23 protein-coding genes are annotated in these 24,976 nt (G+C 59.0%); 17 read left to right on the top strand and 6 right to left on the bottom strand.

Annotation, left to right across the window (positions count from 1 at the left end):
* The first annotated feature begins 42 nt into the window (after window positions 1-42).
* From Q8N00_15425 to Q8N00_15395, 7 genes are read left to right on the top strand one after another with little or no spacing between them, the layout of a single operon-like run.
* A complete protein-coding gene (locus tag Q8N00_15425) occupies window positions 43-669 on the top strand; it encodes a LolA-related protein (GenBank protein MDP2384181.1) in 627 nt (208 codons plus the stop codon).
* Window positions 666-2,987 (top strand): MMPL family transporter, encoded by a 2,322-nt coding sequence (locus Q8N00_15420; protein MDP2384180.1) that lies wholly within the window; start codon window positions 666-668, stop codon window positions 2,985-2,987. Before Q8N00_15425 ends, Q8N00_15420 begins: the two co-directional genes overlap by 4 nt.
* Window positions 2,977-4,191, top strand: coding sequence for a beta-ketoacyl-[acyl-carrier-protein] synthase family protein (locus Q8N00_15415; protein ID MDP2384179.1), 1,215 nt, complete (start codon window positions 2,977-2,979; stop codon window positions 4,189-4,191). The genes Q8N00_15420 and Q8N00_15415 overlap by 11 nt, the downstream gene beginning before the upstream one ends.
* Window positions 4,191-4,991, top strand: coding sequence for a beta-ketoacyl synthase chain length factor (locus tag Q8N00_15410; GenBank protein MDP2384178.1), 801 nt, complete (start codon window positions 4,191-4,193; stop codon window positions 4,989-4,991). The genes Q8N00_15415 and Q8N00_15410 overlap by 1 nt, the downstream gene beginning before the upstream one ends.
* Window positions 4,979-5,422, top strand: coding sequence for a 3-hydroxylacyl-ACP dehydratase (locus Q8N00_15405; GenBank protein ID MDP2384177.1), 444 nt, complete (start codon window positions 4,979-4,981; stop codon window positions 5,420-5,422). Before Q8N00_15410 ends, Q8N00_15405 begins: the two co-directional genes overlap by 13 nt.
* The gene (fabG, locus tag Q8N00_15400; protein ID MDP2384176.1) at window positions 5,422-6,144 is read left to right on the top strand and encodes a 3-oxoacyl-ACP reductase FabG; all 723 of its coding nucleotides are present in this window, start codon (window positions 5,422-5,424) and stop codon (window positions 6,142-6,144) included. The genes Q8N00_15405 and fabG overlap by 1 nt, the downstream gene beginning before the upstream one ends.
* Window positions 6,141-6,950 (top strand): glycosyltransferase family 2 protein, encoded by an 810-nt coding sequence (locus tag Q8N00_15395; GenBank protein ID MDP2384175.1) that lies wholly within the window; start codon window positions 6,141-6,143, stop codon window positions 6,948-6,950. Before fabG ends, Q8N00_15395 begins: the two co-directional genes overlap by 4 nt.
* Window positions 6,951-7,022: 72 nt before the next feature.
* Here the strand turns inward: Q8N00_15395 and Q8N00_15390 are convergent, their stop codons facing one another.
* From Q8N00_15390 to Q8N00_15375, 4 genes are all read right to left on the bottom strand, one after another.
* The gene (locus Q8N00_15390; GenBank protein ID MDP2384174.1) at window positions 7,023-7,433 is read right to left on the bottom strand and encodes a hypothetical protein; all 411 of its coding nucleotides are present in this window, start codon (window positions 7,431-7,433) and stop codon (window positions 7,023-7,025) included.
* Entirely contained in the window at window positions 7,430-8,389 is a 960-nt protein-coding gene (locus Q8N00_15385; GenBank protein MDP2384173.1) for a polysaccharide deacetylase family protein, read from the bottom strand. Before Q8N00_15385 ends, Q8N00_15390 begins: the two co-directional genes overlap by 4 nt.
* A gap of 76 nt (window positions 8,390-8,465) precedes the next feature.
* Entirely contained in the window at window positions 8,466-9,512 is a 1,047-nt protein-coding gene (locus Q8N00_15380; GenBank protein ID MDP2384172.1) for a hypothetical protein, read from the bottom strand.
* A 25-nt stretch (window positions 9,513-9,537) separates the two neighbouring features.
* Window positions 9,538-10,893, bottom strand: coding sequence for an NAD(P)/FAD-dependent oxidoreductase (locus Q8N00_15375; GenBank protein MDP2384171.1), 1,356 nt, complete (start codon window positions 10,891-10,893; stop codon window positions 9,538-9,540).
* Window positions 10,894-11,183: 290 nt separating this feature from the next.
* On the opposite strand from Q8N00_15375, the gene Q8N00_15370 reads away from it, so the two are divergent.
* The 3 genes from Q8N00_15370 to Q8N00_15360 all read left to right on the top strand — a co-directional run bounded on the left by Q8N00_15370 (window position 11,184) and on the right by Q8N00_15360 (window position 13,729).
* Entirely contained in the window at window positions 11,184-11,831 is a 648-nt protein-coding gene (locus tag Q8N00_15370; GenBank protein ID MDP2384170.1) for an outer membrane beta-barrel protein, read from the top strand.
* 33 nt (window positions 11,832-11,864) lie between these two features.
* Entirely contained in the window at window positions 11,865-12,626 is a 762-nt protein-coding gene (locus Q8N00_15365; GenBank protein MDP2384169.1) for an alpha/beta hydrolase, read from the top strand.
* 227 nt (window positions 12,627-12,853) lie between these two features.
* Window positions 12,854-13,729, top strand: a complete 876-nt coding sequence (locus Q8N00_15360) for a VacJ family lipoprotein (GenBank protein MDP2384168.1) — start codon at window positions 12,854-12,856, stop codon at window positions 13,727-13,729.
* Between the two features lie 224 nt (window positions 13,730-13,953).
* Here Q8N00_15360 and Q8N00_15355 read toward each other — a convergent pair whose 3' ends face one another.
* The gene (locus Q8N00_15355; GenBank protein MDP2384167.1) at window positions 13,954-15,144 is read right to left on the bottom strand and encodes a glycine C-acetyltransferase; all 1,191 of its coding nucleotides are present in this window, start codon (window positions 15,142-15,144) and stop codon (window positions 13,954-13,956) included.
* 86 nt (window positions 15,145-15,230) lie between these two features.
* Complete coding sequence (gene tdh / locus Q8N00_15350; GenBank protein MDP2384166.1) at window positions 15,231-16,295, bottom strand: L-threonine 3-dehydrogenase; 1,065 nt, start codon at window positions 16,293-16,295, stop codon at window positions 15,231-15,233.
* A 60-nt stretch (window positions 16,296-16,355) separates the two neighbouring features.
* Here tdh and Q8N00_15345 point away from each other — a divergent pair, with 60 nt between their 5' ends.
* From Q8N00_15345 to Q8N00_15315, 7 genes are all read left to right on the top strand, one after another.
* On the top strand, window positions 16,356-17,333 hold the full coding sequence (locus tag Q8N00_15345; protein ID MDP2384165.1) for an energy transducer TonB: 978 nt from the start codon (window positions 16,356-16,358) through the stop codon (window positions 17,331-17,333).
* Window positions 17,334-17,402: 69 nt separating this feature from the next.
* The gene (locus Q8N00_15340; protein ID MDP2384164.1) at window positions 17,403-18,014 is read left to right on the top strand and encodes a YceI family protein; all 612 of its coding nucleotides are present in this window, start codon (window positions 17,403-17,405) and stop codon (window positions 18,012-18,014) included.
* Between the two features lie 203 nt (window positions 18,015-18,217).
* Window positions 18,218-19,219 carry a zinc-dependent alcohol dehydrogenase family protein gene (locus tag Q8N00_15335; GenBank protein ID MDP2384163.1) on the top strand — a complete coding sequence of 334 codons (1,002 nt, stop codon included), beginning with the start codon at window positions 18,218-18,220 and terminating at the stop codon, window positions 19,217-19,219.
* 28 nt (window positions 19,220-19,247) lie between these two features.
* Window positions 19,248-19,859: a hypothetical protein gene (locus Q8N00_15330; protein ID MDP2384162.1), complete on the top strand. Its 612-nt coding sequence runs from the start codon at window positions 19,248-19,250 to the stop codon at window positions 19,857-19,859.
* 20 nt (window positions 19,860-19,879) lie between these two features.
* Window positions 19,880-20,794: an SUMF1/EgtB/PvdO family nonheme iron enzyme gene (locus tag Q8N00_15325; protein ID MDP2384161.1), complete on the top strand. Its 915-nt coding sequence runs from the start codon at window positions 19,880-19,882 to the stop codon at window positions 20,792-20,794.
* 120 nt (window positions 20,795-20,914) lie between these two features.
* Entirely contained in the window at window positions 20,915-22,945 is a 2,031-nt protein-coding gene (locus tag Q8N00_15320; protein ID MDP2384160.1) for an ATP-binding protein, read from the top strand.
* Window positions 22,946-22,996: 51 nt separating this feature from the next.
* A complete protein-coding gene (locus Q8N00_15315) occupies window positions 22,997-24,412 on the top strand; it encodes a sigma-54 dependent transcriptional regulator (GenBank protein MDP2384159.1) in 1,416 nt (471 codons plus the stop codon).
* The last annotated feature ends 564 nt before the right edge of the window (window positions 24,413-24,976 follow it).

Here is a 24,976-nt window from a genome sequence, read left to right as displayed (position 1 = left end):
GCCTCCGGTCTTCACTCGCTGTGGCTTTGCAGGACAAACCTAATGAGCATCCTGTGGACCAGTATATTCATTATTCTAGGAACGTTTTCACTGATTGGTTCCCTGGCAACAGCTGGCGAGAATGTGCCGTCTCACAGCGACCATTCAAGTCGTGCTTGGACGGTTGAGCAGGTCGTGGCTCAGCTGAAGGAAGGGCGGGAGCCCTCGGTATCGTTTGAAGAAGCGACCTATTCCTCATTGCTCACCGAGCCCTTGATCGTGCGCGGCCTGCTGCGCTTTATGCCTCCGTCGACGCTGGAAAAGGAAGTGCTGGAGCCGTACCGGGAACGGTACCTCATTGAAGGAGACCTGGTGACCTTCGAGAGTGAACGCAAACATGTGAAGAAAACCATTTCGCTGGAAGACTATCCGGCGTTACGCAGCTTTGTCGAAGCCTTTCGGGCGACGCTCACGGGAGATGTCGCACGACTCAAGAACGTGTACGAAACCACCGTTGACGGCACCAGCCGACAATGGACATTGTTGCTCCGTCCCCACGATCCGGCCGGAAAATCCATGGTCGACTATCTGCTGTTGTCCGGGTCGGACGGGCACCTGACGAGCATCGCCATCCGAGCGCCGGATGGCGACCGCTCAGTGATGACGCTTCGCCGAGGACCATCTAAATGAAAGCCGCCTGGTGGCCGGTTCTCGTCTGGGCCGCCCTCATCACCGGTGCGCTCTGGTTCACCGGAACCCGTCTGTCTGTCCATAACGAACTCGGCGACCTGCTTCCCGAAGGCACCACGGCGACACAACGATTGTTGCTGACGCAGGTGCGCTCGGGCCTGGCCGGCCGGATGCTGCTGCTGGCCATCGAGGGGGCGCCGCCGGATGAATTGGCCAGGCTCAGCAAGACGTTGGGCGAAGGGTTGCGAGGGCATGCCCAGATCGATTTCGTAGGCAACGGCACCCAGGCATTGTCGCCTGAAGAGCGGCAGATCCTGTTTCGCGCGCGTTATCTCTTGAGCCGGACGGTGAGGGCCGAGACCTTTTCGGCCGATTCGCTGCATGCCGCCCTTGAGCAACGGCTCGATGAGCTGCGCTCTCCTCTCGCCCCGATGATCAAAGAATTTATTCCAACCGATCCGACCGGAGAGTTTCTCGGGATCCTCCAGTCCTGGTCGGGATGGGAGTCGCCCGCTACATATCGCGGAGTCTGGATGTCGGCGGATCACCAGCGCGCCTTGTTGGTCGTTGAGACCAACGCCGCGGGGTTCGATGCCGATGCGCAGGAAGCGATTCAACGGGATATCCGGGCGTCGTTTCATCGGGTGACCGATGGGCCATCACCATCGGCCCGGTTGTTGATGAGCGGCCCCGGGGTCTTTACGGTCGAAATCCAGCGGACGATTGAGCGTGAAGTCTGGTGGCTCTCGACCCTGGCGGCGACGCTGGTCATTCTCTTTCTCTACGCCAGCTATCGATCCTGGATGCTGGTGCTGCTGAGTTTGATCCCGATTTCGAGCGGGATTTTGGCCGGTATGGTCGCGGTGCATAGTTGGTTCGGGTTTGTGCATGGCATTACATTGGGCTTCGGCATCACGCTGTTAGGCGTCGCCGACGATTACCCCATCCATTTATTCAGCCATCTGAACAGGCAGGCCTCTGCCTCTGTCACCATGCGGGCGATCTGGCCGACGATGCGGCTCGGGGTCCTCACGACTGCGATCGGGTTTTCCTCCCTGCTGCTGGCGGGATTTCCAGCGTTAGCGCAACTGGGACTCTTCGCGCTGGCAGGTCTGGGCACTGCGGCCCTGGTGACTCGATGGGTATTGCCGGTCTGTATTCCGGCCGGTTTTGTTCCGCGGGAGATCCGGACCAATCTACTTGGCACGATGGCCTATTTGTCGAAGGCGAAGATGGTGGTGCCGGTGGCCGTCGTTCTTGCGGCAAGCGTGATGATATGGTCAGATACGCCATTGTGGGAAGAAGATCTGGCGAAGATCAGTCCGGTATCGGAGGAGAAGAAGCAACTCGACCAGCAGTTGCGTCGTGCGCTCGGTGCACCGGATATGCGGGATCTCCTGGTGGTTGAAGCGGCGACGCAAGAAGATCTGTTGGAGCGGAGTGAAACGGTGATGCCGCAACTGGATCGTCTTCGAGAAGCCGGCATCTTGGAGGGATACGACCTGGTATCGCGCTACTTGCCGAGCCATCATGTGCAGCGAGCGCGGCAGCAGGCCCTGCCAGATTCGGTTGAGTTGAAGGATCGGCTGGGCGAGGCGGTGAAGGGATTGCCGTTTGCGCCAGGGCTGTTCGAACCATTCCTGAACGAAGTCGAGGTGGCTCGGACGCAACCCTTGATCGATCGGGACCTGTTCCATGGCACGCCGTTAGGCCTGAAGATCGAAGCGTTGATGCTGGAAGATCATGGACGATGGGTGGCCGTTGCCCCGCTGCGCGGCCTGGCCGATCGGGAGGGATTGAAGGCGGCAGTGGCAGGCTGGGGAGAGTCCGGGGTCTCCTACGTGGATATCAAGGAAGAGTCCAACCGGCTGATGAGGGACTATCGAAATAGAACGGTGCAGTTGCTCGGGTGGGGAACGATCGCCATTGCAGGGGCCTTAGCCATCGGATTGCAATCGGTTGCCCGGCTCTGGCGTGTGCTTGTCCCGATTATCGCCGGGCTCATCGTCGTGGTGGGTATTCTCAATCTGTCCGGTGAATCGCTGTCGCTCTTTCATGTCGCGACGTTACTCCTGGTGGTCGGGTTGGGACTGGATTACGCGCTGTTCTTCAATCGTGCGGAGGACCAAGGAGAGGAACGGCAGAGGACCGTCTTTGGGTTGCTGGTCTGTAGCACCACGACCGTGCTGGTGTTCGGCGTACTGGCCTGTTCGAGCATTCCTGTGCTGCATGCGATCGGCCTGACGGCAGCCTGTGGATCGTTGACCTGTTTGCTCTTTGCGGGATTTTTAGCCGGGCAGGGTTCCCATGTCAGCTAACGTGCACCCGATTACTCCCTTGACCCTGACGGCCTATACGCTCGTCACAGCCAACGGCCGTGGGGTGGGGCCGGTTCTTCAAGCCCTGCGCGGGCGGCGGTCGGGATTGAAACCCTGCGACTTCGAAGACGTTACGCTCAAGACCTACATTGGACGCGTCGAGGGCCTTGAAGATTTTTCGCTCGGCAATGAGTTGGAACGATTCGATTGTCGCAACAATCGGCTGGCCTGGCTCGGCCTGCAGCAGGATGGGTTCATGGTCGCGGTGGCGGAAGCGAAGCAACGGTATGGCGCGCATCGTGTCGCCGTCGTCATGGGGACCAGCACCTCAGGCATTCTGGAGACGGAACATGCCTATCAGGCCAGGAACCAAGCCGGTTCGCTCCCGGACCGGTATACCTCGCGTTATCGCTACACCCACAACATGTTTTCGCTGGGCCATTTCGTGCAGGCCTGTCTCGGGTTGCGCGGGCCTGCCCTGGTGGTCTCGACGGCCTGTTCCTCCAGCGCAAAGGTCTTCGCGACGGCCGATCGTTTGTTGCGAGCGGGTCTCTGCGATGCCGCCATCGTCGGCGGCGTCGATAGCCTCTGCTTGACTACCCTGTATGGGTTTTCGGCGCTGCAGCTGCTCTCGGCCACTCCCTGCCGTCCCTGCGACGAGGATCGCGACGGGTTGTCGTTGGGCGAGGCCGCGGGGTTTGCCTTGCTGGAATCCAGTGAGTTGGTCGGCAGACGTGGAGCGGTGGCGCTGCTCGGTTACGGCGAGAGCACGGATGGCTATCACATGTCGCATCCCCATCCGGAAGGCGCTGGCGCCATTCGCGCAATCCAGGATGCGCTGGCCCGGGCCGGGCTTCGCCCTGAAGACATCGAATACGTGAATTTGCATGGGACGGCCACAAGGGCTAATGACTCAGTCGAGGATAAAGCCGTCTACCGCATGTTTGGCGCGCGGCCTGCCTGCAGTTCGACCAAAGGCTGGACCGGCCATACGTTGGGTGCCGCCGGCATTACCGAGGCCGTCATTTCCGCGATCTGTCTCACAGAGGGATTGATCCCTGGCACGCTCAATTGTGCGCGCGTCGATCCTTCCTTGAAGAGTCGAATCCTCCGTGAGAACCAGATCGGCTCGCTTTCCTGCGTGGCGAGCAATATTTTCGGGTTCGGCGGGAATAACTGCAGCCTAATCTTGGGAAAATTGTGATGAAGGTTGCGATTCAGGGCATCGGCCTGCTGGCCTCTGGTCTCGCCGGTTGGGAGACAGGCCGTGCCGTGCTGGCCGGTCACGGTCCGTTTCAACCGGGTGAGATGCCCGATCCTGAAGCGGCTTTGTTGCCTCCGAACGAACGGCGGCGGAGCAGCGACTGCGTCCGGTGGGCCGTGCAGGTTGCACAGGAAGCGATCGCCCAATCTGGCCTGGATCCCCGTGAGGTGCCCACGGTCTTTGCGTCCTCTGGCGGGGAAATGGGGGTGCTCGATACACTCTGCCGCACCTTGGCGACCCCTGAGCGGGTGATCTCGCCCACGCTCTTTCATCAATCGGTCCACAACACGCCCTCCGGTTATTGGGGAATCGCCACAACCTGTCAGCAGTCGTCGACGTCGCTGTCCTGTTACGATGACTCGTTTGGGGCCGGCCTACTCGAAGCCGTGACGTTCGTCCATGTGGAGCAACGTCCGCTGTTGCTGGTCGCCTACGATCTGGCCGTGCCTGCTCCGCTCAACGAAGCGCGTCCGATCGCGGCGGGTTTTGCCGTGGCCCTCGTACTCGCTCCGCCGTCGGAGGTCGCGCTCGCCACCATGCAACTGCATCTCAGAGAGACAGATCAAGAACCGGCGAGCCACCTGCAAGACCTTGCATTGGAGCAGGTGAGACTGGGTAATCCTGCGGCCCGCTCGCTGCCGCTCTTGAAAGCACTTGCCACCGGTGGTTCGGAGAGGGTGGTCGTGAGTCTGCTCGAAAGCCAGCAACTCGTATTGGACATCGATTCATGCCGTCATTGACCAAAGAAGAACTGAGCGTATTCCTTCCCCATACCGGGGCGATGCAGCTGATCGACCTCGTGGAGTCGTGGGATGCCGCGACGATTCGATGCCGCACGCGTTCGCATCGCGATGGGACGAATCCACTGCGGCAGGGCGGGCGTCTCGATGCGGTGACCGGGCTGGAATATGCGGCACAGGCGATGGGGGTCCATGTGGGGCTTCTGAATCGAGCGCGGTCTCCGGAGGGGCTGATCGGCTATGTCGGCGGGGTGAAGGATGTGGTGTTGTCGGTAGACCGTCTCGACGACTGTCCAGGGGAACTCACGATCGAGGCCTCGCGTCTGTTCGACAGCGGCGAGAGTTTCATGTATCAGTTTGCGATTTCATCCGGGGGCCACAACATGATGACGGGACGGGCCTCGATATTTTTAAAGCGCGAGCCATCATGATGCGGAAACGCGCCCTCGTCACCGGAGGCAGTGGTGCCATCGGTTCGGCCATCGCCGAGCGATTGGCGGCGGATGGTTATGCCGTCATCGTGCATGCCCATCGGCATCCTGAATCGGCTGAGCAGGCGGCAGAGAAGATTCGGAATACAGGCGGGTCGGCGTCGGTTGTCTGTTTCGACCTGACCGATGAGTCTGCCACGAGGCAGGCACTCGATGCGCTGCTGAAGGATGGCCCGGTCCAAGTCCTCGTCAACAATGCCGGAGCCCACGACGATGCGCCGATGGCAGGGATGTCTCACGAACAATGGACGAGGGTCATCGACCTTTCGCTGAACGGATTCTTCAACGTCACGCAGCCGCTGTTGCTGCCGATGATCGGGACCCGCTGGGGGCGGATCGTCTCGATTTCGTCGCTGGCCGGGGTGATAGGCAACCGCGGCCAGACCAACTATGCCGCTGCGAAGGCCGGTCTGCATGGAGCCAGCAAGTCGTTGGCGATTGAGGTGGCGTCACGAGGCATTACTGTCAATGTGGTGGCTCCCGGTTTGATCGAATCGCCCGCAACAAGAGAATCATTCAAGGCGGAGCAGGTCGCCACGTTGGTGCCGATGAAACGGGTTGGTACACCGGACGACGTTGCGGCGCTCGTGTCGTTCCTCGCGTCCGAGGAAGCCGGGTATATTACCGGCCAGGTCATCGGTGTAAACGGAGGCATGGCATGACCACGCCGGGCGACCTCGCCCGTGCATATTGGGTCGTGATCCCGGCTTACAATGAGGCGGAAACGGTGCGCGATGTGGCGATGCGTGCGCGGCAACAATGTCCGAACGTCATCGTCGTGGACGACGGCTCAACCGACGGCACGGCCCGTGCCCTGGCTGGTCTGGATATCGCCCTGATCCACAATGCAGAGAACCGGGGAAAGGCGGGGAGCCTCCAGCGCGGATTCGAGCATGCCTTGGCCCACGGAGCCGTCGGCATCATCACGCTCGATGCAGACGGGCAACATGCGCCGGAAGAGATCCCGATCTTCCTTACGGCTTCCGTGAATGCTCCCGATACGTTTCTTGTCGGGGTCCGCCCGCGAGACAAGCGCAAGATGTCATGTTGGCGATATGGTGCCAATCGAGTTGCGGATTTTTGGATCTCGTGGGCGGCTGGTCAACTCATCGACGATACGCAATCCGGGTTCCGGTTGTATCCGGCGACATTGTTGAAAAATATTAATCTCGCACATGGAAAGGCGCGAAGTTTCGTGTTTGAAAGCGAAGTTCTGATTGCCGCGAGTCAAGTGGGTACTCCGATCAACATGATCGCCGTCGGCGTAGCGCCTCGGAGGGGGCCAAGCCCCAGCCATTTCAGGCCGGTGTATGACATCGCGAAGATTACGCTCATGGTCGCCGCGAGGTTGCTCTCGCGAGGGATGTATCCGGCAGGCCTGTATCGCGTTGTCAGGGAATGGCTCGGTCCTTCGTCCGCGGAAGGTCTTTCGCGGGCCGACAAGCCTGCCAAGTCTTCACGTAAATAACGAATTGTCGGGGATGGGCAGGGAGCGGGAAGATTCCCTCTGCCGCATGTTTGCGGCAGAGGGTGAAGCGTCTTACATTCCTGCTATAGCGAGCCGACCCTTGATGGCGTTATCAAGATTGCGAATCCAGCCGCTGTAGGCCTCGTGGATGGTTTGTTTCTCGGCGTTGTAGTTTAAGTTCACGCTATCTTTATAGGTCATGCTGTACGTTTTGGTGTCGTACGCAATGTCGACGATGGCGGTGTGGTTTCGAGCATTTTGCGTGGCGACGATCTGGCCCGGCTTGGTGACCACCATGATCCATCTGAGTCCGATCCCCGCATCCATGATCGCCTTGCCGACCTGATCCACGGTCAGCTCTTTGCCAGCCGACGTCGTAATCGGCGCTTCTTTGACATTATAGATTTGTCCTGCACCCCGGCATCCTGTCACGATCACAACAGCCAGACATGCCACAAGAATCCCAGATAGCAACTGCTTCATCGCTGTCCCTCCTTTGGATAGGCCCCGGTTGACTGAAAGTTCTTTGCTCTTAATCCCACCCTCGGTCTCAAGTCAAGTTCACGCGTCGGGGCCTCCATCATAGGTGTAGGGGCATAGCCGCGCTCGAGGACATGGTCGATCAAATCTTCGACTAGCGAGAGGTTGGCCGGGCACATGCCCTTCTGGTTCCACTTGGACATGGCGTTTGGGAAGACCTGATGCTTCGCGAGTACGAACTCCGAGGGATGACAGTAGAAGACCAGATGGCGCGAACGGCGTCCGATCCAGCGAATCATGCGTTGAATCATCGGTAGGCCGAGCGTGCGCAGCGTCGCCAGGTTGATCGGAAACAGGTATGAGGAGGGGGGGACTTCGGTCAAGGGACCCTCACCGGGTGTCGTCAAATTTTCCCGCGATGGTCGATAGGGGTCTCGTGGAGCCCAGAAGTATTTCAGATAATGGACTCGTCCCAGCCCCATGTCGAATCGCCTGGCCGGAACGGAGGAGTCGCATCGATACCCTTCGTGTTCGAGGGCGCGGAGCGTGGTTTCACCGATCGAGAGGTTGGGCGCGCGGAATACGACAGGACGAATGCCGGCGGCTCGCTCGACCGCCTCGGTGGCGCGGCTGATCCATTCCCGTTGCTGCTCGTAACTGGCCGTGCGGAAATCTTCGTCGTGTTCCAGCCCGCCGTGGGCCCATCCATGTGTGCCTAGCTGGTGTCCGCGGTCGTGACAGTCTCTGACCAAATGCGGATAGGCTTCCGCGAAGCGTCCCGCGAAGAAGATCGTGCCCTTGAGCTGGTAGCGATCGCAGAGGCTGAGGAGCAGTTCGAGTCCCGAGTGAGAGCCGGGCACCCAATCGCAGTCGATCGTAAAGTAAAACTTCGGGGGCGCGATCGCTCCATGCCCGTTCCCCTCGACGGCATGGAGATGTGTGGCACGACTTCTGAACATTATGAATGGCTCCCGCGCATGACGGGGAGATGGAACGGCTGTTGAACAGACGATGCAGGATATCGCATGGATGGAATCAGTCCGAGGTGACGAGCCCTTCGATTTCAACCAGCAGTTCCTTGCGACAGAGTTCTCCTTGCAGGAAGAGAACCTGATTCAAGGATAACGGGAAGCTGCGGAGGGCCTCGCGGATTTCAGATAGATGGGCTGCATCCCGCACATAGACTTTATACAGGGCTTCGCTCTGTGGCCCGGTGAAATCTCTGTGGGCTGCGCTTTCAGCATGAGGGAGCAAGACCTTGAGGTTCTGGATCGTTTCGAGCGTCTGTTGCTTCGGAAGTCCTACATGTTGGCTGGTATGTCCGACCACGCTTGCCGTTCCGGCAATATAGAGTTGCGCGCGGGTCTCAGATCGGGAAACGGTTGCGCGGGCAAACGACGGGCTGTGTGGTCCGTACGTGTCCGGATACTCGTAGGCGTTCATTTGACGTGGGTTCCCGAGATGGGTCGCGGGGTGAGCCCCAGCCAGAAAGTAGAGCTGCAGCGGCCCGGATCGCGTGCCCACTGCCGTGCCGGCGGGAAGCGCAGAGGGGAAGTTCTGAAGGCTTGCCTCCAACGCCTGATGGCGTCCCATGCAAAATCGCCGATACCGCTCCAGACCATCTTTTTCTTCATTAATATCCGGGAAAAAGTTCCAGACTCGCCACAGATAGGGAAACCCGAGTTCACGCGTGTGCTGAAGGAGCTGTCGGTAGGCCAGCTCTGTCGTGACATCCAACGTGGCTCCCGATTTTTCGTCGAGGGAGATGGTCCCAGCCAGGACATCCCCGCTCATTGCCAAGGAGCATTCATTCTTCTGAAGAGTCGCCACGGGCTGGTCGGATGTCCAGACTTCAAGCAAGGGATGCCCCTCCAATTGCGCGAGGTCGAGGCTCATGGTTGGACATAAAATGGTGCGTGGGGTGGCCTGTCCGAATGAAATGATGGCCAAGGGATGGGTGCCGGACGCGGCGAGCCAGGTCGTCAGCTCCGAAGTCTCGACATAGGTCAGGCGGGGCCGCAACGTTGCGTCCGACGTGTGATGACCTGCCGCGTAGGATTGTTGTGTCTGGCTTGGTCGCACGACGACGCTCCTCTTGGTCCCTCGGCTAGGTCTCGTGGTTGACGGCGTAATCTTTCAGGTTGGTGACGGTGGTCTGGAGCCCTAATCTGCGACGACGAGCCGCAGTCCTATTCTCTTTCCAATTGAGCACATAGGTCAGGTAGTAGGCAACTTTAAAGATGAAAAGCGGCACTCGCGCCCGTGATTGGGTAAAGACATCACCGGCCAAGAGCGAGAGGACAGCCTGTTCCATCTTCGGGGGTCTCCGCATCGACATGAACAGATCCCGAAAGGCCGGTTGAGTGAATCGATGGATGAACCAGGAAAATGCATCGATCCCCCGCCGCACGGTGCGGTTGAATTCGCGAAGTTTCGGCCTATATTCCGGGGAGTGCCGCAGATAGGCCTCGACGACGTCGGCTCCCATCATCGCGCTGTTCAAGGCCAGGTGGACACCGCTGGAGAACATGGGGTCGATGAAGGCGAATGCGTCGCCGACCATGAGATAGCCCTCGCCGGACATGGTTTCTCTACGGTAGGCAAAATTTGCGGCGGCGTAGACCTCGGTCCTCAGCGTGGCCTGCTTCATCCGCTCAGCGATGGACGGCATCAGCGCGAGGGTGTCTAGGAGAAATTGGTCGAGCGGGACCTGTCGCGATCGAATGTAGTCGGGCCAGCAGACGACGCCCACGCTCATCGTGCCGTCTTTGAAGGGAATCAGCCAGCACCACCCGTGGTCGTGCCAGCCGACCGTGATGTTCCCTTCGTCTGCGCCGGGCAATCGAGTCACCCCTTCGAAATGTCCGAAGATTGCCGCGCTGTTGTGGGTGGCGCTCCGATGTTTCCCTCCCAGCTGTGCGGAAAGAAACGTATCGCGGCCGCTGGCATCCACGACGAACTTCGCCTCCCAGGCGACGGGGCGCCCGGTCCGATCTTCGGCATGAACGATTGAAGACGATCCAGGACGAAACTCGACATGCTGGGCCTTCAGGCCTTCGTGGATATGAGTGCCTTTTGCCACCGCGTTTTTCATCAAGATAGCGTCAAACTCGGATCGTTTGACCTCGAATGCATAGGGCTGGGAGGAATCGATGGCCTTAGCGAAATAGAACATGTGTGATCGACCATGGTACTTCGACACCATTTCCGCGCCGTACTTGATGATGCCGATCTTCTCGATTTCCGGCAGCACGCCGAGCTTTCTCAACATCGGGACCGAATGCGGGAGGAGCGATTCTCCAATATGAAAGCGCGGGTGGGAATCTTTTTCCAGCAGATGCACATTCCATCCGCGTTCCGCGAGCACAGCTGAAATGGTCGAGCCGGCCGGGCCGCCTCCAACCACGAGGACGTCGCATGGGGTCGGAGTCGTATTCGAGCCTGCGGAAGGGACGGAAGACATGGACAACCTCATGGCATGGTAATCGAGTGGGTTGGAGTATATCCAAGAAGGGATAACGTTGCTAGATCAAGGACGGGTTGGAGACATCGGTTTGGAACGACTCTGCCATGACTTTCTCGGCGTTGTCTCTGTTGGCCGACCGTGCTAGGTTCCATGAAAAAACTCACGTACTGCACATTTGTGCGAATGAGGTTACGGCTATGGGAGAAACGACCTGGAGGAGCAGACTCGTCTGTGTTTCCATCGTTTGCCTGTCGGGAATTTCCGGTATCGAGCCGATAGGGGACGGTGTGGCATTCGCACAGGGAGTGCCTCCGCAGCCAGCTCCGTTATCCCCGCCAGAAAAGAATATCGATCTCTACTTGAGCGGACATGTCATGGGCCTCTTCCCCCAAAATGAGGACCTTTCCGTCGGCGGCAATCGTATCCCAAGCACCGACGTACGGGGGGCAATCGGTGCGGGGATCAAATTCGATATCTATCCTTGGTTCACCAGGAAAATCGTCGGTGCTGAGATCGAAGCCTTCGGGCTTGGCGGCAGCGTGAGGGCTCCGCGAACCACGTCCGGGACCGGCACGACAGAGGCGCAGGGCAGCGTGATCGCCCTCGCAACGATGTATAACGTGATATTGCGGTATCCAGGTGAGGCGGTCCACCCCTACATCGGAGCCGGAGGGGGTACGTCGACCGGCATCCTCCATAGCGTGAACATCACCAGTAGCAATGTCAGGCTGTCTGGCAGTTCAGCAGATTTCGCCTTCGCCTATCAGTTTCTCGGCGGCCTGCGGGTCTTCATGACGGAGCAACTGTTTCTCTTTGGCGAGTACAAATATTTCGTGACCAAGTATAGTTGGGACAGTGGAGGCGCCGGTAACCAGCGGGTCAAACTCGATTTCCACACGCAGATCCTGTCCGGCGGCATTGGATGGTCGTTCTGAACTGACCGCGAAGCCAACCTGTCCGAAGCTGCTATGAGCATCCTCGACCAATTTTTCGTCTATCATCCTGAACCCTGGCAAGATCGCGATTGGGCGAGGCTGACCGGCTTGCCGCTGGAGGAGGTGTGGTTTCAGGCCGGCGATGGCATCCGCCTGTTCGGGTGGTATGTCGAAGCGCAAGCCGATCGTCCGGTCATACTCTGGTGCCATGGTAATGCCGGTAATGTGATCCATCGGCTGGAGAATCTGAAGCTGCTCTATCAGTCAGGCCTGTCGGTGTTTCTGTTCGACTATCGCGGCTACGGTCGGAGCCAGGGGCGGCCTTCGGAGGAAGGGCTCTATCAGGATGCGCTGGGTGCCTATGATTATCTAACTCGCACCAGAATGATCCGTTCCGAACGCCTCATCATCTTCGGACGTTCACTCGGTGGAGCGGTGGCGGGGGAATTGGCCTCTCAGAAGCCTGCTGCAGGGCTGATCCTCGAATCGGTGTTTCCGTCCATCGAAGCGGTGGCCAAGTTCCATTACGGCGGGTTGCCGGTTCATTGGCTGTTGGGGGCCGCGTTCACGCTCCTTGATCGCCTTCCGCAGCTCTCGCTGCCGAAGCTGATCATTCACGGCGACAGAGACGACATTATTCCCCTCGAATTAGGCAAGCAGGTCTTTGAGGCAGCGAGGCCGCCGAAATTCTTCTATCTCATCGAGGGCGCCGACCATAACAATACCTATCAGATCGGTGGCACGGCCTATTTCAGGCGGTGGGTAGAGTTTGTTCAAGCCGCCATCCGGTCTTAGCAGGCTGCTAGTCCGTGCTCGCATAGGTTTGTAAGACTTGAGCAAATGGGCCGACAGACCGAGATAGAGTAGGCCTATCGCGTGCCATGCCTGAATTTCGTAAGAAGTGATTGGAGATCGCGCCGGCATTTGGTAGAGTGCCGTCGGTTGACCAGAAGGCCCGCTCAGAGGGGGATGGCGGCCGAAAGAGACTTGTTCATGCAATGTGGGTGAAGGAGGCCGGGCTGATGAGTTCTTTTCGTATGCTGACGTTCAGTCTGCTGACGGTTGTGATGCTACTGGTTACTGGCTGTGCGGGGAAATCAGGCACAGTACAGACGCAGGGGGTGAGCGACGAGAAGCCGGCGATTGGGGAGACTTCCGCACAGACTCCTCCGTCGCAGGACGTGACCGCTCCAGACGAACCGTTCGATCCCTTTGCCAGGGCCGATGAAGCAGCCGGTGAGGAGTACGATCCCTGGGAGCCGTTCAACAGCAATATCTTTCAGTTCAACCGTCAGGTCGACCGATTTGTGCTCAAGCCGGCCGCGAAGGGGTATAACTTTCTCTTGCCGGACTGGGTTCAGATCGGTATCAGCAACATCTATTACAACCTGCGTTTTCCTCCGCGTTTCTTGAACAATATGTTTCAGGGCAAGTTCAAGGGGGCCGGCATCGAAGTCGGACGGTTCTTGGTGAACAGCACGATCGGTGGGGCGGGACTGATCGACGTGGCCAAAGACATGGGCTTAGAGACGCCTGAAGAAGATATGGGCCAAACACTCGGGCATTACGGTATGAAGCCTGGCCCCTATTTAGTGTTGCCGTTGTTGCCTCCCTTTACCGTCAGAGATTTCACGGGCTACGTGGGCGACGTGTTCTTAAACCCGATCAACTGGCTGGTTGCTCCGCTCATCGAGGTCAAGAATGTTCCCTCGATCATCGCACATAAGAATCGGACGACGACCAGCGTGATCCAATTCGGCGTCCGTGTCGAAGAGATCGTGAATGAGCGCTCGCGAAATCTCGAGAAATACCAGGGAGTCGAAGAGGCGACGCTCGATCTCTACACGGCTGTCCGTAATGCCTATCTGCAGACGCGAGCGAAGGCAGTCCGAGAGTAAGCAAGTGCTGGGGCAAAGAAGCAAATAGCCTTCGCAGGCGGCTCAAACCGTTCGTTCAGCAAGGCCGCAGCGAGTGAAGGGCCGAGGCGTACCCGCTGGGGCGCACGGTGCGACGAATAAGGAGTACCATGTTTGTGCGCGCCGCCGAGTGGTGAGGCGGCTGGGTCCCCGTTGAGAGTCTGAACGATGCGAGAACGACGCTGGCGGACGGTTTCAGCCGCCTGTTAGGAAATCACACCCAGTTCCCGTCCAACCGTGGCAAAGGCAGCGCTGGCCCGCTCCAGCTGTTCTCTGGTATGGGCTGCCGACATCTGGACGCGAATCCGCGCTTGCCCTTCCGGCACAACCGGGTAACTAAATCCCACGACATAGATCCCTTCCTCCAACAGCCGTTCTGCCATCCTGGTCGCGAGCGAGGCATCGCCCAACATGACCGGGATGATGGGATGTTCGCCGGGAATGAGCCGGAACCCGAGGGCGGTGAGTTGCGCACGGAAGAAGGCAGCGTTCTCGCGCAGTCTGGTTCGCAACTGGTCGCCTTGGGCGACCAGGATGGCGGCCCGTTGAGCCGCTGCGGCAATGACCGGGGGAAGTGAGTTTGAAAACAAGTATGGTCGCGACCGTTGTCGCAACAGCTCGACGATTTCTTTTCGTCCGGATGTAAACCCGCCTGCTGCGCCCCCCAATGTTTTCCCCAACGTGCTGGTGACGATCTCGATCCGGTCCGCCACGCCGAAATGGTCCGGCGTGCCGCGGCCATTGCGTCCGAGTACGCCGGTCGCGTGACTGTCGTCGACGATCACCGCTGCATCGTACCGCTCCGCCAGCTCGACGATCCGATCGAGTTTCGCGAGATCGCCATCCATGGAGAAGACCCCGTCCGTCGCAATCAGGCGAAGGCGGCAGGCTGTTGCGTCATGCAGCTTGGCTTCCAGGTCCGCCATATCGGAATGCGCATAACGAAGTTTGGTGGCCTTGCAGAGACGGATACCATCGATCAGGCTGGCATGGTTCAGGGCATCGCTGATGACGGCGTCTTGCTCGCCGAGCAGCACCTCGAAGAGTCCGCCGTTGGCATCGAAGCAGGAACTATACAGGATGGTGTCCTCGGTACCCAGGAAGGTGCTGAGCGTCTGTTCGAGCTGTAGGTGGAGATCCTGCGTGCCACAGATGAACCGGACGGAGGCCATACCGTAGCCATGTTCGTGCAACCCTTCCATGGCGGCCCGTCTGATGTCAGGGTGGTTGGCGAGCCCCAGATAGTTGTTGGCGCAGAGATTGAGAACCTCACCTTGCGTCACGCGAATCTCGGCCCCTTGCGGACTGAGGATTTGGCGCTCGGATTTATAGAGGCCCGCCGCACGGATGTCCGCGAGCCGCGCTGAGACTGATGTCTTGAGTGAATGGTAGGCCATAACATTGTTTAGGCGAGAGGCCTGGGGCGAGTGGCTAGCGGGCTCTATCTGGAGCCTCTTGCCTTTAGCCTCTGGCCTCTAGCCTTTCACGGAATCAGCACCACTTTTCCACATTGTCCTGAGTTGATCAACTTGAACCCCTGTTCAAAGTCTTTCATGGGAAAGGTATGGGTCATGATCGGCTTAATATTCAGCCCGGCCTGGAAGAGCCCGGCCAAGCGGTACCAGGTTTTGAAGAGTCGGCGGCCCGTCACGCCGTACACGCGGATGCCCTTAAAAATAATTTCGTTGGGGAGATCAAAACATACGGACCCTGTGGGAATGCCGAAGAGCGTCACACGTCCACCGTTCTTCACGGCATTGAAGGCCTGATGTAAGGCGATCGGGTTTCCCGACATTTCGAGGGAGGCATCGACCCCTTCGCCGGCGGTGATGTCACGAATGGCGGCGGCGATGTGATCGGCGGTGTCAGTTGTGGCGTTGAGCACATGATCGACCCCGACCTGTTTGGCCAGGTCCAGGCGGTAGGCACTGACGTCCGACGCAATGATGGTGGCGGCGCCGGCCGTTCGTGCGACGGCGGCTGCGAAGAGTCCGGTCGGACCGCAGCCGGTGATCAGTACCGTCTGTCCCGTGAGGTCTTCGACTAAGGCGGCATCGACGGCGTTGCCGAGCGGTTCTTGCGCGCAGGCGAGTTCCGGTGGAATGGTGGGTGACGTCTTCCAGAGCACGGCTTCCGGCAGGACAACGTATTCCGCAAACGATCCGTCGAGATCGACTCCCAGGATGCGATAGTTCTTGCACACATGCGCCTGTCCGGTCCGGCATTGGAAACAGTGCCCACATGTGAGGTGCGACTCGGCTGCGACATAGTCCCCTCTCTTGACCAAGGTGACCTCGGGCCCGACTTCCACGACCTCGCCGCACATTTCATGACCGATGATCCGTGGCGGGTGGATGCGGCTATGGGCCCAAGGATCCCAATTGTAAATATGGGCATCGGTCCCGCAGAGCGACGTGGCTTTCACGCGGATGACCGCATCGGTGCGGCCCGGTTGTGGATCGGGGCAGGTGCTGAGCGTCAATCCTGGTTGAGCCGATGTTTTCACAAGCGCCTGCATGAATCCATTGTATACCAGCGATTGGACCATGCCTACTCCTAGGGGAACACCGAGTTGCACGGGTGCGGCGAGATCGGTAGGATGCAGTTTATGAAGGCGCTGTACCACCAAAGCCTTGTGATTGTGGCAGGCATCTGTTGCGCCGCATGGTTGGCTCCCGGCTCTCCCTCACCCGCATATTCCGCATCATCCCCACAGACGGCCCCCTCGTCGGGTCCCACGAAGCGTTGGGCGCAGTTCGAGTTAAGCCAAGCGGAGTCGATGGGCGATCCGCAAACCGGCAAGCCGGTGACATTGACGATCGTACTTGGGGGGGTCGCTGCGGGGACGACTCCGGTGGTGGCGATCTGTGAATCGATGGCGTTTCAAGCCCAAACGGTTACGCTTGAGCCGGATGCAGAGTCGATGGGGCTGAAGGGGACGGTGACGCTCGAGCCCATCCCGATGAGCCGGACCTCTGTGCCGCCCAGAGCGGCGCGAGTCCAAGTGACCTTTGCCCGATCCCGTCAGGATAAACTCGAACGGCTGATGCGTCGGGTCGTGTATGTGACGATGGATCGGTCAGAGCCGGTCGATGAGACGAGTGAGGTGCTCCCTGTCCGCTCCGAAGAATCACGGGGCGATGAGGTGGTTCTGGATGAAGTGCAGACGGCGGTGGAACCGATCTCGACGGGCGTCTTAGCCGAGGAGGATTTGGTCCCGTTTGCTTCTCCCGGGGAGGGCAAGGCCTACTGGCAGCATGTCAGTCAACTGATCAGCAAGAGTTGGGCTCGCCAGGTCCGCGGAATCCGGCATGCGGCGAGCAGCGAAACCGTAAAGGTCCGTTTCAAAATGTTTCCCAACGGCCGCGCCCAGCTGATTGAAGTTGAGAAGGGGTCCGGCGCCCGTGAAATCGACGAAGCGGGAATTTATGCCGTGGTCCATGCGCAACCGTTTCTGCCGTTCCCCAGTGAGCTGGGGGAGGACGCGGTGGACGTGCATATCCGGATGCGAACCGGTAGCCGGGTGCGGTCTCGCGATGTACAGGCGGTGGGGAATCCGTCAGTCAGCCAGCCTGCGAAGAAGTAGCAGTTATTCCATTATTCCATTCAGGCCCTGTCGGCCATACCGATCGATGGGATCCCAAAGGAGTGTTGTATGTTGAGGCGAAGAATGCAGAGGTGGGGTCTGTGTGTGCTGTTCGGCGTGATGGTCTGGTGTCCGTTGGAGAGTCACGCAGAACCGGCTCGTTGGAATGTGGATCCTGAGCATTCGTCGATCGAGTTTCGTGTCGCGCACATGCTGGTATCGAAGACGACGGGGCGGTTCATGGACTATACCGGGCATATCGACATGGATACCGAAGCCGGCACGGTGAAGGCGATTGAGGCCACGATCAAGACGGGGTCGGTGAATACGAATCACGAAAAACGGGATGCCCACTTGCGGAGTGCCGACTTTTTTGATGTGGAACATGCACCGACGATGACCTTCAAGATGAAGAGCTATAAGAAAACCGCAGAGGGTTATGCGGCGGTGGGCGATCTCACGATGCGGGGCGTGACCAAGGAAATTACCCTGGTGGGCCATTATAACGGAGTGACGAAAGACCCTTGGGGCAATACGAGGGCCGGCTTCAATGCGGAGGGGAAGCTGAATCGCAAAGACTTCGGGATGGTCTGGAACAAAACGTTGGATAGCGGCGGGCTCGTGGTCGGCGATGAGGTTCAGATACGACTCGATATTGAATGTATCAAGGCGAAACCCTAGCAGGCTGTTGAAAAATCCCGCCGGCTTCGTTCTCGCTTTGCTCAGAGGCTCAACGTACCTCAAGGGTACGCCTCGCCACTTCGCTTGCTGCGGCCTTGCCGGACGGTCATTTTGAACAGCCTGCAAGAGTGTTTTCCTGTTGTCCTAATACGCGTGACCAATAATCGGCGCATCGAGTCTCATCTTTCTGAGAGCAATCACGCATGAAAGCGATGGTTCTGGCGCGCACGGCGGATGTGGAAACCTCCCCGCTGCAGCTGTGCGAGCGTCCAACACCACAGCCAGGTCCTGGTGAGGTCTTGGTTCGCCTCACCGTCTGCGGGATCTGCAGGACGGATTTGCATGTCATCGAAGGCGAGTTGGCCAATCCCACGCTTCCGCTTATTCCCGGCCACCAAGCCGTGGGGGTCGTCAGTCAGGTTGGCCCCGGCGTGAGTGAGCGGACGGTCGGCGAGCGAGTCGGCATCGCCTGGCTGCAGCACACGTGCGGCATGTGTGAGTTTTGCACGAGCGGGCGCGAGAACCTGTGCGAGCATGCCAGGTTTACCGGCTATCAGGTCGATGGCGGATATGCGGAGTATGCGCTCGTTCCGGCAGCCTTTGCCTATCCGATTCCACCTATCTTCAGCGATGAAGAAGCGGCCCCTCTCCTCTGTGCCGGGATCATCGGCTACCGCGCCTTGCGTTTGAGCGGCATCAAGCCGGGGCAACGGCTCGGTCTCTATGGGTTTGGCGCGTCCGCGCACATTGTCATCCAGATTGCTCGCCATTGGGGCTGTCAGGTCTATGTCAGCTCGTTGACAGAGGCGCATCAACGTTTCGCCCGTGACTTGGGCGCCGTCTGGGTGGGCGGGGCGACCGACCAGCCGCCCGACAAGCTCCACGGCTCGATCATCTTTGCTCCGGCCGGTGAATTGGTCCCGCCGGCTCTGCGTGCATTGGAACGCGGCGGCACGCTCGCTCTCGCCGGGATTCACATGACGGCGATTCCCTCGCTCGACTACGATCGCGAGGTCTTTGGCGAGAGGGTCCTTCGAAGCGTGACGGCCAATACGAGGCAGGACGGGCTCGATCTCCTGCGCGAAGCCGCTGCGATTCCGATTAAACCACATACCCTGTCGTTCCCCCTCGCTGACGCCAATCGCGCGCTGCAGGAATTGAAAGCCGGAGGGTATTCGGGAGCCGGGGTGCTCGTCCTCTCGTAACCGATCAGAAGCAGGTGAGCAGGGGCTTATGGTAGAGTTTTCCGCAATGCGTCAGATCGGTCTCGCTATGTGTATGGTTTGCAGCCTGCTGCTCGTCGGTTTACCGGCTTGGGCGCTGGAGTTTACCGCCGATCAAGTGACGAAGATCGACGGTAAGTCGCACAAAGCGGTCATCTATTACCGGGATCAGATGTGGCGGATCGAGCACCATTCAATGGGACCGGTCAACGTGAGCATCGTGCGCAAGGATAAGCAGGTCGTGTGGTTGCTGCTTTCGCGGATGAAGCATTTCAAAACGATGCCCTATGGTCCGGAGCAGGATCTCAGGGTGAGCGAACGGATGGAGGGGGAAGTGTCGCGACAGGAGATCGGGACGGAAATGCGCGAAGGTCATCCGACCGTTCTGTATGAAGTGACGACGAAGCAAGGGGAGCTGGTCGAGGTCTATTATCAGTGGGTCGCGACGGACATGCATTTCCCGATGAAGCTGGCGAAGAAAGACGGGAGTTGGATCGTGGAGTACCAGCATGTGAAGTTGCGCTCGGTTTCGGACTACCTCTTTAATCTGCCGCTCAATTTTCAGCCGTTGGAAGATTTCCAGAAACAAGCAGCCCCGGAGCCGATTACGCCGGGCATGTAACACAGCAAGGAGGATGGATCGTGCGAGCATGTGGAATCATCGTTGGGGTCGTGATCTCAGGGTTGATGGGAGTCAGTGGGCCGGTGTATGCGTTGGATGTGTCCGACGTCGTCCGGGAATGGACTCCTGAAGGAAAGAAGCTTGCTGCCGAGCGGGCGAAGCTGCCGGCTCACGACGACATGGTCCTGGTTCCCGCGGGGCCTTTCCTGATGGGGAGCGATCGAAAGGTCGATCGCAATGCGTACCCGGCGGAGTTCCCGCAGCGAACGGTCTATCTGGATGCCTATGAGATCGATAAATTCGAAGTGACCACCGTGCAATATCTGAAGTACACCCTCGCCAAAGGTTTTGCACCGCTGATCGACTGGCAATATGACGGCGGTAACTTCCAGGACACCATGGTTAACCATCCGGTGATGCACGTATCGTGGGACGATGCCGCTGCCTACTGCACGTGGGCCGGCAAACGCCTCCCCACCGAGGCCGAGTGGGAGAAGGCGGCCCGTGGGGAGGATGGGCGGATTTATCCTTGGGGTAACCAGCCAGCCGGTCTGTCGCGTGCGAACTTCGGTCGGACCGGCTTGTCCGGCCCGGTGCGCGATCGTCCCGAGCGGTTACTCCTCTATCCACCGATCATTTCCGTGGACAAGTACGACAATGGCGTCGGTCCCTACGGCACGTTCCAGATGGCGGGTAACGTGGCCGAGTGGGTGGCAGATTGGTTCGACCCCAAGTACTACGCGACTGCGCCGGATAAGAATCCCAAGGGGCCAGAGAAGGGAACGCAGCGGAGCTTCCGCGGCGGCGGCTGGATTGACAGTACCCCCAGCGTACGGACCGCGCAACGCAACGGGACCGATCCGAACACCAAGATGAACTGGATGGGCTTTCGCTGCGCGCGGGATGTCCGGGAGGCACCTGGTGGGCAGGGCTGAAAGCCGCGGCATCTCCGCCGTCGACTCCATGCCCGGCTGTTATCTTCAACTGCGCCGATCGGTGGGCCTGGTCTGTGAGGCGCATCGTTCCAGCACTTTCGGCACCGGAGTCGCATACCCATGAGCGCCTCGATCGGCATACAAGACAATGGGGGGCAGCGCGGCACCGCCTCGATTCTTATCAAGGTCGGGATGGTCGTCGGCGGCCTGTCGGTAGCATTCGGCTTGTTGCTCCTGATCACGTCCCATTACACACGGCAGCTCATCGGAACGAGCAAAGCGATCGAACAGGCCGGGGCCGAGCGCATGCGCGCATACAAACTGGCTTCCCTCGTCCAGCGTCTTCCCGGTTCCCTTGCAGGAAAAGAAGCGGCGCTCATTCGCGAAGACATCCTCGAGTTGGAACGGGTCCTGGAAGGACTACGCTTCGGGACGCCGGAGCATGACGCCGTCGGGGACATCAACCCCCACCTGTCCGCGCAAATGCAGAAGGTCCAGGATCGCTGGTCGAATCAGCTGAGGCCTGCCCTGGAGCGGGCGTTAGAATCGACGGGCAGGGATCTCATCACGCAGCAGGAGGAGTACCTCGATCTGACGGATGAATTCGTCACGGACATGGAGGAGGTGGTGCAGTCGGTGGAGCAGGAGTCTGCCGGTCGGCTGCACGCTCTGTATAGTTTGCAGATCGGGTTTCTTGTCCTGTCGCTCGGATTGGTAGGCACGGCGCTGCTGTTTCTCTATCGTCTGATCCGTGAGCCGCTCAAACGCCTGACGGAGGGAGCCGAGCGTATGGCAGCCGGCGAGTTCCATACGAAAATCCAAGTCGACACAAGGGATGAACTGGGACAGCTCGCGCGGACCTTTGATCGAATGGCCGAAACCATTCAAGGTCATATTGAGGAAATACAGGCCCTGCACGCGACGGGGGAAGACATCGGCATGCTGGAGCCGGGGGGGCTGGATGGTGTGCTTCGACGAATCGCCGATCGCGCGGTCGAATCCTTGGAAGCCGATCTCGCGCTGGTGATGGTCCGCCATCCTACGATGGAATGCTGGCTGGTGGCGGCGGCTTCCGGCACGGCCTTCGATCGGATCCGGGATCAAATTCTCCTCGTCGAAGAAACGCCGTTTTCCAACCAGGCGTTCGAAACGAAGCGCCCCGTGGTGGTCGAAGACCTGTCGAAATATCCGGACAGACCAATCCGGTTTCGCGACCAGTTCGGCGCCAAGAGTTATATGGCGGTTCCCATGGTGGGCCCGCATGAGTGCCGTGGCGTGCTGGTGCTGTTGAGCCTGACGCATACACAGAAGTTTACGGAGTGGGACATTCAGTTGGCTCAGCAATTCGCGTCGTATGCCGCGGTCACGATGGAGAATGCGCGTCTGTTCGAGGCGGTCGAGTTCGAGTCTCACACGCTGCGCGCGAGACTGCAGGCGGTCGAGCGCAACGTCGCCGAGATGATTCATGAGGTCAAAGCGCCGGCGGGACGTGTGGCGGAGTTCGCGTCATGGATCGAGCAGGATTACGGCAAGCACCTTGATGCGAAGGGACTGCAATACCTTGCCTGGATCAAGAACGAGGGGAAGGATCTTGCGGCGCTGGCTGAGCGAACCTTGGATCTTGCGCGGATCAAATATGAGCCCTCGCCGCTGGAAAGCGTGGACGTGAATTCGGTCATCGGCGAAATCCTGGCCCTGCTGGAGAAAGATTGCCTGAAGAACAGGATCCGGGTGACGATCGAGCCCGATCTGCCACGCCTCGGATGCCGTCGCATCCATGTGAAACAAGTGTTTGATAATCTGATCAGTAACGCCATTAAGTACATGGGCGATCAGGCGGACCCCCATGTAGAGATCGGCACGACCGGGAGCAGTCGGGGGCCCCTCTTGTATGTCCGCGACAACGGGATGGGGATCGACGCGTCCATGTTTGATCGCCTGTTCCTCCCATTTTCCCGACTGGTAGGGGAGGAGGTTCCGGGATCGGGAATCGGTCTCTCGATCGTCAAGACGGTGGTCGAGCAATATGAGGGCGAGGTCACCGTGGAGTCCGCTGTCGGATCGGGCAGTACGTTTTTTGTCCGGTTGCCCGTGTTATCCATAGCACCGTCGCCTCCCGACCGGCAGCAGCACAACCTCGCCGCTCCGTAAGGGGATTCTGGGCTCAGCGATTCATGGTCGAAGCAATAGGAGTGATGCGCAATGTACAGCACCATCGATAAGACCTTTACCATTCTGCTCGTGGAGGATAACGGGGGAGATGTCGAAATGTTCCTCCGAACGGTCGAGGAGGAGCTGCCTCGAAAAGATGATGAAAGAGTCGAATTGGTCATTGCCGCCCGAGCCGAGGGCGGGTTGCAGATCCTGAATGAGCGACGAATCGATCTGGTGATTTCGGATGTGCGCCTTCCGGGCATGAGCGGCCTTGAACTGCTGCAGCGCGTGCAAGCCATGGACCGGAGGATCCCCGTCATTATGATCAGCTGGGTGGATACGGTGGATATCGGGGTTGAAGCCATGCGGTGCGGCGCCTTCGACTACATCACCAAGCCATTCGAGAAGCTCGATTTAGCGGCGCGGATTCATCGCGCCATGCGGATTTCAGAAATGCTGTACCGCTACGAGCCTGGCCAGACCGGGGACGCGCTCCCGTTCAAGGAACTTGTAGGAGTCAGCCCCGCCTTTCGCGCCTTGACGACCATGATCGAAGCGGCCGCCAGCGTCCATACCACGACCTTGATCATCGGTGAAACCGGGACCGGGAAAGAGCTCATCGCCAGAGCGATCCATGATCGGAGCGCGGAACGAAACGGTCCCTTTCAAGTCATCGATTGCACGACCTTCTCGGAAGGCACCGTCGATAGCGAACTCTTCGGCCATGTGCGTGGCGCGTTTACGGGCGCTGTCGGAGACAAGCTCGGCCTCCTCGAACAGGGGGTGGGAGGGACGCTATTCCTCGATGAAATCGGCGACTTACCGCTCCCCTTACAGGCGAAACTGCTTCGTGTGTTGGAGGAAGGTGAGGTACGGGCGGTCGGAAGCGTCCAGCTCAAGAAATTCAGGGCTCGCTTCATTGCCGCGACGAATCAGGAGTTGATTGAAAAAGTTAAACGGAACGAGTTCAGAAAGGATCTCTTCTTTCGGCTCAATGTGATGGCGATTAAGGTGCCACCGTTGCGGGAGCGAACGGAAGATATCCCCCTTCTTGCACGCCATTTCATCAGGCGATACGCGAAAGAATTTGGAAAACCCATCGCGGACTTGCATCCCTCGGCCGCGACCGAACTCGTCGCCTATTGCTGGCTTGGAAACGTACGCGAGTTGCGGAACGTAATGGAGCGGGCTGTGATGTTAGCCAAAGGCGACCGTATCGGTTACCACGACGTCGTCGGGTTGCTGCAATTCACCGATCAAGCGCAACGACCGGAGTCGGACGACTACCTCTCCTTGCCTTACGCAAAGGCGAAGGAAAAAGTATTGGAGGATTTCAGTCGCCGATACATCAAGCGCAAACTCGACCGCCACCAGGGAAACGTGACTCATGCCTCGCTGGAGGCAGGACTTCCTCGTTCGTATTTTCACGAAATTATGCGACGATATCTGAAAGACGAGAAGTAACCGAGCGTCATGTTTCCCTGACAGTCCTTTCCGTATTTACGGCTGAATCACGCCTCCCTATTGCGTTTTCGACTGCCAGCGCCTCCTGTCTTGATTCACTGACAGTAAAATATCCTGTCGATCTGCACGGTTAGAAGATTCTCCAATCCATGAGTCAGCAATCGCTGACGGTGCCCTCCTGCCTCCATTGGTCTTCCGGTAAAAATCGCAATCCAGGCCTCGCGTAACCAAATGATTAACCTGGTCTATTTCTAGCCGCATCTCTTTCCTGAAAACTCTCCCGTTGGGCACAGGGCTTGTAAAGGATCCTCGCAGATCGAAACGGTTGCCTGTGCGTGATTGCATCGTGTCGATCAACGGCGAAGGGAGGTGGGACGGTTCGATTCGGGAGCAAGTAGCAGTTAGTCAGTGTCTAACTAGCAGGGAGGTGTTACCCATGTTTTTGTCACGTAGGCAGTTCTTAAAAGTCTCCGTGGGGACGGTCGCCGCAGTGGCGGTGGCGGATAAGGTCCTGGCGTTGACCGCGCTCCAGCCGGTCATCGAAGTCGGGAACCCGTTAGGGGA

This window comes from Nitrospirota bacterium (genome assembly GCA_030684575.1).
GTDB lineage: Bacteria > Nitrospirota > Nitrospiria > Nitrospirales > Nitrospiraceae > Palsa-1315.
Note: the sequence above shows the minus strand (reverse complement) of the source record. Positions and strands in the feature narration are given on the sequence as shown.

Bases quoted from the DNA above. Each gene is read 5' to 3' on its own strand.
- Q8N00_15425 (MDP2384181.1), top strand. From the start codon at position 43: ATGAGCATCCTGTGGACCAGTATATTCATTATTCTAGGAACGTTTTCA.
- Q8N00_15420 (MDP2384180.1), top strand. From the start codon at position 666: ATGAAAGCCGCCTGGTGGCCGGTTCTCGTCTGGGCCGCCCTCATCACC.
- Q8N00_15415 (MDP2384179.1), top strand. From the start codon at position 2,977: ATGTCAGCTAACGTGCACCCGATTACTCCCTTGACCCTGACGGCCTAT.
- Q8N00_15410 (MDP2384178.1), top strand. From the start codon at position 4,191: ATGAAGGTTGCGATTCAGGGCATCGGCCTGCTGGCCTCTGGTCTCGCC.
- Q8N00_15405 (MDP2384177.1), top strand. From the start codon at position 4,979: ATGCCGTCATTGACCAAAGAAGAACTGAGCGTATTCCTTCCCCATACC.
- fabG (MDP2384176.1), top strand. From the start codon at position 5,422: ATGCGGAAACGCGCCCTCGTCACCGGAGGCAGTGGTGCCATCGGTTCG.
- Q8N00_15395 (MDP2384175.1), top strand. From the start codon at position 6,141: ATGACCACGCCGGGCGACCTCGCCCGTGCATATTGGGTCGTGATCCCG.
- Q8N00_15390 (MDP2384174.1), bottom strand. From the start codon at position 7,433: ATGAAGCAGTTGCTATCTGGGATTCTTGTGGCATGTCTGGCTGTTGTG.
- Q8N00_15385 (MDP2384173.1), bottom strand. From the start codon at position 8,389: ATGTTCAGAAGTCGTGCCACACATCTCCATGCCGTCGAGGGGAACGGG.
- Q8N00_15375 (MDP2384171.1), bottom strand. From the start codon at position 10,893: ATGTCTTCCGTCCCTTCCGCAGGCTCGAATACGACTCCGACCCCATGC.
- Q8N00_15365 (MDP2384169.1), top strand. From the start codon at position 11,865: ATGAGCATCCTCGACCAATTTTTCGTCTATCATCCTGAACCCTGGCAA.
- Q8N00_15360 (MDP2384168.1), top strand. From the start codon at position 12,854: ATGAGTTCTTTTCGTATGCTGACGTTCAGTCTGCTGACGGTTGTGATG.
- Q8N00_15355 (MDP2384167.1), bottom strand. From the start codon at position 15,144: ATGGCCTACCATTCACTCAAGACATCAGTCTCAGCGCGGCTCGCGGAC.
- tdh (MDP2384166.1), bottom strand. From the start codon at position 16,295: ATGGTCCAATCGCTGGTATACAATGGATTCATGCAGGCGCTTGTGAAA.
- Q8N00_15345 (MDP2384165.1), top strand. From the start codon at position 16,356: ATGAAGGCGCTGTACCACCAAAGCCTTGTGATTGTGGCAGGCATCTGT.
- Q8N00_15340 (MDP2384164.1), top strand. From the start codon at position 17,403: ATGTTGAGGCGAAGAATGCAGAGGTGGGGTCTGTGTGTGCTGTTCGGC.
- Q8N00_15335 (MDP2384163.1), top strand. From the start codon at position 18,218: ATGAAAGCGATGGTTCTGGCGCGCACGGCGGATGTGGAAACCTCCCCG.
- Q8N00_15330 (MDP2384162.1), top strand. From the start codon at position 19,248: ATGGTAGAGTTTTCCGCAATGCGTCAGATCGGTCTCGCTATGTGTATG.
- Q8N00_15320 (MDP2384160.1), top strand. From the start codon at position 20,915: ATGAGCGCCTCGATCGGCATACAAGACAATGGGGGGCAGCGCGGCACC.
- Q8N00_15315 (MDP2384159.1), top strand. From the start codon at position 22,997: ATGTACAGCACCATCGATAAGACCTTTACCATTCTGCTCGTGGAGGAT.